This is a genomic window from Streptomyces phaeochromogenes, from assembly GCF_001418655.1.
Lineage (GTDB): Bacteria > Actinomycetota > Actinomycetes > Streptomycetales > Streptomycetaceae > Streptomyces > Streptomyces phaeochromogenes.
This window is the reverse complement of record NZ_LIQZ01000494.1, coordinates 1-669: the sequence shown is the minus strand read 5'-3', so window position 1 is coordinate 669 and position 669 is coordinate 1. Positions and strand designations below refer to the sequence as shown.

General features: G+C 75.9%; 1 protein-coding gene. It reads right to left on the bottom strand.

Annotated features, from left to right (window positions below):
* Positions 1 to 175 precede the first annotated feature (175 nt).
* Positions 176 to 669, bottom strand: a 494-nt coding sequence (locus AOK17_RS43800; RefSeq protein WP_483855190.1) for an SCO6045 C-terminal-like domain-containing protein, incomplete at its 5' end; no start/stop codon positions are given.

The following is a 669-nucleotide window of genomic DNA, read 5'->3' as shown; positions in this document are numbered from 1 at the left end:
CCGGCCGTCGGGGCAGGGGCGGTGAGCAGGCAAGAGGCCCGCGGTTCTGTACAGATGCGGCGCAGGTGTCGCCCGGTGAGCGATCTCACGCGGGGTCGAGGGTCCCTACGCCCGGCGTCGACTTGTTCTCAACGCCCCGGCGGCACCACCCGTCACCGCGTCAGCAGGACGCGCCTCATCGCCTCAGCAGTACCCGCCGCGTGGCGCGCGCCAGCCGGGCCGCCGGGTGCTGCGAGAGCGGCGCCGGGCCCGAGCGCTCCAGCCACCAGTCGCTCACCCGCCGCCGTACGTCCGGGTCCTCCAGGCGTCCGCCCAGCAGCAGATGCTCGGCGAAGTCCAGCGCGTCCCGCCGGTAGCCGCCGGTCATCGGGTGGCTGTGCGCGTACGCGACGAACGCCTTGCGGTACGCCTCCGCCAGAATCTCCGGCAGCTCGGGCGCGACCTTGGCCACGACATCGGCCCGCTTGCCGGCCAGCGCCCGGGCCTGCACCGAAAGCCGGGTCCCGTCGAAGCCCTCCGGCACGGGCGTCCCGGCGACCAGCGCGGACAACAGGGCCGCCTGCGCGAGGGCGAGCCGCTGGCGGGCGGGGTCGGTGGAGGGTGCGGCCTTCAGCGCGTCACCGGATGCCCGCTCGGCGGCGGGGCTCGCGGCAGCGCTCGTGGCAGCCC